General features: G+C 61.8%; 1 protein-coding gene. It reads left to right on the top strand.

Annotation, left to right across the window (positions count from 1 at the left end):
• On the top strand, positions 1-1,313 hold a 1,313-nt coding region (locus tag HV796_RS42480; RefSeq protein ID WP_175233580.1), incomplete at both ends, for an FAD-binding oxidoreductase.

Below are 1,313 nucleotides of genomic sequence, written 5' to 3'. Positions count from 1 at the left end.
GTCGACCGCCGAGGCGGTCCGCACCAACCACGGACGTGACGAATCGCCTTTCGATCCGCAATTGCCCGATGCGGTCGTCTTCGCACGCAACACCGAAGACATACAGGCCGTCATTACACTGTGCGGTCAGTATGGCGTTCCGGTCATACCCTACGGTAACGGGTCGTCGCTGGAAGGTCATCTACTGGCTGTGCAAGGCGGCGTATCGATTGATCTTTCCGACATGAATCGCGTGCTGTCGATCAATGCGGAAGACCTTACCGTTACCGTCGAACCCGGCATATCGCGCAAGCAGCTCAACGAAGCATTGCGTGATACGGGTCTCTTCTTTCCGATCGACCCGGGCGCCGATGCGAGCATCGGCGGCATGACAGCCACGCGTGCGTCGGGTACGAACGCGGTGCGCTACGGCACGATGCGCGAAAACGTGCTCGGCCTGTCCGCGGTGCTCGCGGACGGCCGCATCATCCGCACTGGAACGCGCGCGCGCAAGTCATCCGCGGGCTACGATCTGACACGCCTCTTTGTCGGTTCCGAGGGCACGCTCGGCGTCATCACCGAAATTACTCTGCGGCTCTATCCGCAGCCTGAAGCGGTGTCCGCGGCGGTATGCGCATTCCCTTCAATGGAAAGCGCCGTACGCGCGGTCATCGAAACGATTCAGATCGGCGTGCCCGTCGCGCGTGTCGAGTTCGTCGATGCGCTTGCGATCCGCGCGATCAACCGTCATTCGAACCTGACACTGCGCGAAGCGCCAACGCTGTTTTTCGAGTTTCACGGCACTGAAGCCGGCGTCAAGGAACAGGCCGAGTTGGTGCAGGAGATCGTCGCGCAAAACGCGGGCGAAGGATTCGAATGGGCGACGCGCCCCGAAGACCGCAGCCGTCTATGGAATGCACGACATAACGCGTACTTCGCGATGCTGCAACTGAAGCCCGGCTGCCGTGCCGTCACGACTGACGTCTGCGTGCCCATCTCGCGGCTCGCCGAATGCGTGGTTGAAACGGAACAGGACCTGAAGGCCTCGCCGCTGCCGTGCCCGATCGTCGGCCACGTTGGCGATGGCAATTTCCATGTCGCGATGCTGATCGATCCGCAGCGGCCGGAAGAGTTTGCCGAGGCCGAGCGCCTGAACCACAGGATCGTTCAGCGTGCATTGCGGATGGCCGGCACCTGCACCGGCGAGCATGGCGTGGGTCTGCACAAGATCGATTTTCTGGTCGAGGAAGCCGGCCCGGTAGCCATCGACACGATGCGCGCGATCAAACACGCGCTCGATCCGCGCAATCTGATGAATCCCGGCAAGATTTTTC

This window comes from Paraburkholderia humisilvae, assembly GCF_902859855.1.
GTDB classification, from domain to species: Bacteria; Pseudomonadota; Gammaproteobacteria; order Burkholderiales; family Burkholderiaceae; genus Paraburkholderia; species Paraburkholderia humisilvae.
The sequence above is the reverse complement of the archived record's forward strand: the minus strand, read 5'-3'. Positions and strand labels throughout refer to the sequence as shown.